At 63.9% G+C, this 407-nt stretch carries 1 protein-coding gene; it reads right to left on the bottom strand.

Annotation, left to right across the window (positions count from 1 at the left end):
- Positions 1-407 (bottom strand): IS21 family transposase (locus tag AC0L2Y_RS34630; RefSeq protein ID WP_473562344.1); only part of this gene is annotated, 407 nt, incomplete at both ends.

The following is a 407-nucleotide window of genomic DNA, read 5'->3' on the forward strand; positions in this document are numbered from 1 at the left end:
CCGTGTGCCGCATTGCGGCGGCTGACAATCTCATCGATGAAGATGCGGTAGGAGCCGAGATCGTCGAAGTCCCTTGTCCCGCGCATCAGCAGGGCGTCGCGAACGGCGTTCTTGAGATGGCCGTGGGAGCTTTCGATCGAGCCGTTCTCGTGCGCGACGCCCTTGTTGTTGCGGGTCGGCGTCATGCGGTAATGGGCGCACAGTTCCTCGTAGCGATGCGTCAGATCAGCCCTGGCGTCGACATCAAGATTGCGGAAGGCGGCCGACAGGCTGTCGCTGCGGTGATAGAGCGGCGTGCCGCCAATCGACCACAGCGCGTTCTGCAACCCCTCGGCCAGGGCGACGAAGCTTTCGCCGCCGAGGATGACATGGGCGTGCTCAAAGCCCGACCAGGCGAGCCGAAAGTG

The organism is Mesorhizobium sp. WSM4830 (assembly GCF_055811495.1).